Raw genomic sequence first — 5,351 nt, 5'->3', positions numbered from 1 at the left:
CGGGTATTTGCCTGGAACAGTTTCGAGATCCAGGCCTTCACGGCGGGCACGCCCGAGGGCCCGGTCAACGCTATTCCGGGCTCGGCGCGGGCGCACTGCCAGCTCAAATATGTGGTCGGCACGAAGGTCGACGACATCATTCCGGCGCTGCGGCGGCACCTCGACCGCCACGGCTTTCATCAGGTCGACGCGCGGCTCGGCCGAGGCAGCTTTTTTAACGCCAGCCGTCTCGACCCGGCCGATCCGTGGGTGGATTGGACTAAAAAGTCGCTGACCCGTACCGCCGGCCGCGCGCCGACCGTGTTGCCGAACTTTGGCGGCTCGCTGCCCAGCGATATTTTCGGCGATGTGCTCAACCTCAAAACCATCTGGATTCCGCACTCTTATCCTGGCTGTTCACAGCACGCGCCCGACGAGCACATGTTGGCGCCGATCGCGCGGGAGGGCCTCGGCCTGATGGCGGGCTTGTTCTGGGATCTGGGCGACCCTGACCTCGCCCGGCCACAGGCTTAGGCTGGTGGGCCGTTAAGGTGCTTGTTTCACTTTGGCATCGGCCCTATTCTGGGCCATCGTTATGGAGACGCGAAAATGCCATCAGGTACTGTGAAGTGGTTCAATCCGACAAAGGGCTACGGTTTCATTCAGCCTTCCGGCGGCGGCGGCAAGGACGTGTTCGTTCACATCTCGGCCGTAGAACGGGCCGGCCTTAGTTCGCTCAATGAGGGGCAGACCGTCGAATACGAGATCGAGAGCAATCGCGGGAAGGAATCCGCGGTCAACCTCAAGGTCAGGTAACGATTTCGCCCAAGCGAAATGTGCCGAGCTTACCGAAGCCCCGTGGGGACCACGGGGCTCGCTGTTCAATTGAGGGACCCGTCCTCTCCGCACCATGGTGACACTCGCTCGCCTGTCTCATCGTGCTTTCTATAACGTGCGGTGAAACGAAACAGCGACCGAGGCAGCAGCGCTTGTGCCTCTGTGTCTCGAGGCACAATGCCCCAAAAGCCACAGCCACAATATCCGGGTCCGGGGCGCAAAAGATAAACGGTCGCTCGGGCCGTACGCGTGGGCACAAAGCGGCAAAGCCGCCCCACGTTCATCCTGCAATCATTCGGTAGGAACAATGCGACCGTGATGGCAAAAACGGCCACACGGTGGACGTCTGCCGCTGACCAACTTTACGCCTCTTCGATAGAGGGTGCTTCACTCAGCGGCTTTGACGGCGCTGCACGAGTCGCGTGCTGGGCTCGTCGAGATTCGGGCGAAAATAAAAGGCTTCACCTTGCGCGGCGTGCCAGAGGGTAATGCTCTCCCTCGTACAGCCGGTGAATATCGTTGAAGTCAAAACGTTCGTCCGCGACCTGCATCCAGGCGCCCAGTGTGCGCACGGCTGGAAAATCTTCGACCGCGAACTGGATAGCCTCGGCTGCTGTCGCAAACCGGCGATAATTTAGCCGCTTCCGCGGACCGCGCTTGCTATTCGCCATGAACAACTCTGCTGGCGAACGGTAATTGAACGTCATGAACGCATCTTCAACTGTAATTTGAACCAGTCGATCCCACGGTTACTCCACGAGACTCAATTGACTTTCTTTGGCGACCCGCTCGTGCGGTTCATTGGCGTTCTTTATCCGGTATTGGAAATCGTCGCCTTCATACGGCATGAGCTGTGTCACCGTGTAGATGCCATTTGTCCCGCCGCGACCGAACGGGCCCGAGGTAAGGTTCACCGATTGGCCAATTGCGAATTTGTGATCCTGCACGGGCCACTCCATTGAAGACGTCGTCATAGTGGGACGATTGACCGTGATCTGACCAAAAGCTAGCACAAAAACGCGTAGCGGCCTAATGGCGGGAGTGTTTTCAGGACTCCGAGCGCGACGCTATCGGCAAGCACCATGCATGAAGTGGCGTGTCCCAACGGTGCTCAAGCATTGTCTCTTCTATGCTTAACCTGCAAGGTCGGCGGAGCGGAAAGCGATGGAACTTTGGCCACATCCGCAGACCACCGCAGCGAGACCGACTTCGGCCGAATTCCCGATGGCTTGGCGGCTATTTAATTCGCGCTCCAGCCCGACGAATGCTTTTTATGGCCAACGGTGAGCGTCCTGATTTTTCGGCGATTTCTCGATCCTGTTCGATGATGAAACCCCGCGCGGCTTCGTCTTTAGCTGGGCCGCCGAGCAGCTCGGCCGGCACCCGTCTATTTGAGCGCTGTGAGCCGTCTTCATAAACCACGTCGAAAAATACGAATTCGTTCTTGGGCCTGGTGCCCGGCTTGCTGGCCATATCCAAAGTCCTTGCGTATTGATGCATGAGCCACCCGATGAGACAGGCGGTTCAATCCTTTTTGCTGAGGCGAAAAAGCTGATAGCCTCGAGCAGAGATCGCGGCCTCGATCACATCGCGCGACAATTTGTACGGCGGATTCCGATCGGGCGCGATGGCGCCTACGGCGCGCCAAGGTTTGAACTGGCTCGGTAATCGGAGGCCGGCCAGATCGCTGGTAAACGCTCCCAAGGTGGAGTTTGTTTCGGATTTAAAGATAAAAATCCGCATGGCGTCGGCGCGGGTTGGCGCCAACACTTGGTCGGTAGGGGATTCATCAGCCATAGCTCACCGCCGCCGAAACTGGTTGCGCTGCGGCGGGCGCGCCGCAGTCGCCGCCCGTTCGTCCTTGTGGCGGAAGATCAATCGCCCTTTTTCCAAATCGTAGGGTGATAGTTCCACCGTGACACGATCTCCCGCCAGGGTTTTGATCCGATTCTTTTTCATTCGGCCCGCCGTATAGGCGACGAGCAGATGGCCGTTATCGAGCTGAATGCGGTAGCGCGCGTCCGGCAATATCTCGGTTACGAGCCCCTCGAACTGCAATAATTCTTCCTTGGGCACGTTTAGGTTCCTTGTGAATGACCGGCCCAACGTTGCGCGCGCGGTGCGCGATTGCGTTCCGGCCTGGCTTTACCCTGCATGAAGGCAATCGATTCGATACCGCTCGGCGCTTCGTCTGGTCGGTCCTGATTTGAATGATGGGACGGTGCTTGGGACCTGCTGGGCTCGGCACGGCGGTCTTGCCGCCGTGCCGGACCCTTGCGTTTGCCCGGCCGCTGCCTGGCAGAGCCGGACGGCCTGGTCGCGGCGCCGGCCGTGCGAGGTTGCTCCACGTGCGCCCGATCGAGCCGCTCGCCGGTCGCCGGGATTGTCATGCGAATAAGCTTTTCGATGTCGCGCAGGAACGCCACCTCCTCGCTATCGCACAGCGAAATCGCAATTCCTTCGGCGCCGGCACGCGCCGTGCGGCCGATACGATGCACATAGGTCTCCGGCACGTTCGGCAGATCAAAATTTACGACGTGGCTGACGCCATCGACGTCGATGCCGCGCGCCGCGATATCAGTGGCAACGAGTGTTCTGACATCGCCCTTGCGAAAGGCTGCGAGCGCGCGCTCGCGCTGATTTTGCGATTTGTTGCCGTGGATCGCTTCGGCGCCGATGCCGGCCCGGACCAAATTTCGCACGACTTTATCGGCGCCGTGCTTTGTCCGCGTGAAGATCAGGGCTCGATCGATCGGCTCCCGCCGTAGCACGTCGATCAGTATTGCGGCTTTTGACGAGCGATCGACGCGAATAATGCGCTGCTCGACGCGTTCAACCGTCGACGCGGCCGGCGCTACTGCGACTTTGACCGGATCGCGCAACATCTGCCCGGCGAGTTCGGCGATGGCGCGGGGCATGGTCGCGGAGAACATCAGCGTCTGACGCGCAACCGGAAGCTTGGCGACGATCTTACGGATGTCATGAATGAAGCCCATGTCGAGCATACGGTCGGCCTCGTCGAGGACGACGCATTCGACTCCGTCCAATCGCAGCGCATTGCTCCTGACGAGATCGAGCAACCGGCCCGGCGTCGCGACGAGAACGTCTACGCCGCTGAGCAGGGCGCGAACTTGGCTGCCCATCGATACGCCGCCGATCGCCAGCGTCGCTCTGAGCCGCAGGTGGCGGCCATAGGTGCGAAAGCTGTCGAGGATCTGGCCGGACAGCTCGCGCGTCGGGCTGAGCACCAGGATGCGACAGCTCTTTCGCTCTGACGGGCGCTGGGTGGCCGCAAGGCGGTGCAGTATGGGCAGTGCGAAGGCCGCGGTCTTGCCGGTTCCGGTTTGGGCAATTCCGATCACATCGCGGCCCGACATGACGGTCGGAATGGTCTGAGCCTGGATCGGAGTGGGAGTGAGGTACTTTTCCTCGGCGAGGGCGCGTGTGATCGCCGCGTTAAGCATAAAGTCGTCAAAGGAGGTCAATGCAGAATCTTTCTTGGGTACGCGCTTGCGCGGCCCTGCGCGCTATGCGCGAGCCGATTTGCGGGTTGAATAAGACATCCCGCGCGATCTGGGCTGCCAGTGAAAATGGAAAAGAGCGAGCCAGAAGCCGAAAACGGATCCCGTACACGCGGCTCGCCGCCGGCCCGATTCAGGCCGCAACCCGTTATATACGCCGCCGATGTGTTCGTTTCAAGGCGATCCGGCTCCACTCTTTGCCTCGGCCGCCTCTTTGGCCAACCGCAGTGCCCGGAGCTTCGCAGTCCTCTCGCGAATCTGGCGTCTGCTGGCCTGATATTCCATCATCGCCTTTGCGCCTTCCTTGGCGCGTTCTTCCTTCTTGTGATTTGCTTCGGCGCGGGCGCGTGCCACATCGGGTGTCAGTGCCATGTCATCTCCTTTTGCGGCGAGCTAATTTGGAGCTGTGTTTGTACATATATGTTCGATTTTGCGAAGTTGAATGGTCCCCCGGATGGCTGTACGCGGGTGTGCGTGCGGTTCCTGTCTTCAGTGCCCGATGATAAGGTGCGTTCTCTCTTCAGATTCGAAGCGGCACACGTGCAGCTTTCTTTGATGGGCCTGGGGAAACCATGCAAATTGTTTACGCCGCCAATCTGCCCCGGTTCGAATGTGAGGACATCTGTCGAAGGGCGACAAGCGGAGAAAATCAGTGACTGGCGGACGGCCATACGGCATCCGCGGCGTTCTGATTCGGGCTTGCGCGCTCGTCTTCTGCGGCTTTCTCGCGGCCGGTGCGGCGTCGGCGCAAGTCCCGGATGGCTGCAATCCGCTTCCTTCGGTGCCGCCGAACGATTTTTCCGCACCGCCCAATCTCGATTTGATCAAGCGCGGGGTGCTCTACTACCGCTGTACGCGATACGAGGCAGACATCGCCGCGGTGTTGCATGAGGCCAAAGAATGGGTCGCGCAGCGGGCGCCACAGGTGACCCAACCCGCCATCGTTCTCGATATCGATGAAACATCACTGTCCAACTGGACCCGAATCTACCGGGACCAGTTCGCATATTTCGC

10 protein-coding genes are annotated in these 5,351 nt (G+C 60.0%); 3 read left to right on the top strand and 7 right to left on the bottom strand.

Annotated elements, in window-relative coordinates; translation table 11 throughout:
* A partial coding sequence (locus VHD36_22860; protein ID HVU90191.1) for a hypothetical protein occupies positions 1 to 513 on the top strand: 513 nt, incomplete at its 5' end.
* Positions 514 to 588: 75 nt separating this feature from the next.
* A complete protein-coding gene (locus tag VHD36_22855; GenBank protein HVU90190.1) occupies positions 589 to 795 on the top strand; it encodes a cold-shock protein in 207 nt (68 codons plus the stop codon).
* Between the two features lie 482 nt (positions 796 to 1,277).
* Here the strand turns inward: VHD36_22855 and VHD36_22850 are convergent, their stop codons facing one another.
* From VHD36_22850 to VHD36_22820, 7 genes are all read right to left on the bottom strand, one after another.
* Complete coding sequence (locus tag VHD36_22850) at positions 1,278 to 1,523, bottom strand: hypothetical protein (protein ID HVU90189.1); 246 nt, start codon at positions 1,521 to 1,523, stop codon at positions 1,278 to 1,280.
* 42 nt (positions 1,524 to 1,565) lie between these two features.
* Entirely contained in the window at positions 1,566 to 1,763 is a 198-nt protein-coding gene (locus VHD36_22845; GenBank protein HVU90188.1) for a hypothetical protein, read from the bottom strand.
* Positions 1,764 to 2,052: 289 nt separating this feature from the next.
* A complete protein-coding gene (locus VHD36_22840) occupies positions 2,053 to 2,289 on the bottom strand; it encodes a hypothetical protein (protein ID HVU90187.1) in 237 nt (78 codons plus the stop codon).
* Between the two features lie 51 nt (positions 2,290 to 2,340).
* Positions 2,341 to 2,613, bottom strand: coding sequence for a hypothetical protein (locus VHD36_22835; protein HVU90186.1), 273 nt, complete (start codon positions 2,611 to 2,613; stop codon positions 2,341 to 2,343).
* Positions 2,614 to 2,616: 3 nt separating this feature from the next.
* On the bottom strand, positions 2,617 to 2,892 hold the full coding sequence (infA, locus tag VHD36_22830; GenBank protein ID HVU90185.1) for a translation initiation factor IF-1: 276 nt from the start codon (positions 2,890 to 2,892) through the stop codon (positions 2,617 to 2,619).
* A gap of 2 nt (positions 2,893 to 2,894) precedes the next feature.
* Complete coding sequence (locus VHD36_22825) at positions 2,895 to 4,301, bottom strand: DEAD/DEAH box helicase (protein HVU90184.1); 1,407 nt, start codon at positions 4,299 to 4,301, stop codon at positions 2,895 to 2,897.
* 210 nt (positions 4,302 to 4,511) lie between these two features.
* A complete protein-coding gene (locus tag VHD36_22820) occupies positions 4,512 to 4,709 on the bottom strand; it encodes a hypothetical protein (GenBank protein ID HVU90183.1) in 198 nt (65 codons plus the stop codon).
* 280 nt (positions 4,710 to 4,989) lie between these two features.
* On the opposite strand from VHD36_22820, the gene VHD36_22815 reads away from it, so the two are divergent.
* Positions 4,990 to 5,351: hypothetical protein (locus VHD36_22815; GenBank protein HVU90182.1), on the top strand; the 362-nt coding region annotated here is incomplete at its 3' end.

Source organism: Pirellulales bacterium (assembly GCA_035546535.1).
In the GTDB taxonomy this organism is placed as follows: Bacteria; Planctomycetota; Planctomycetia; order Pirellulales; family JACPPG01; genus JACPPG01.
The sequence above is the reverse complement of the archived record's forward strand: the minus strand, read 5'-3'. Positions and strand labels throughout refer to the sequence as shown.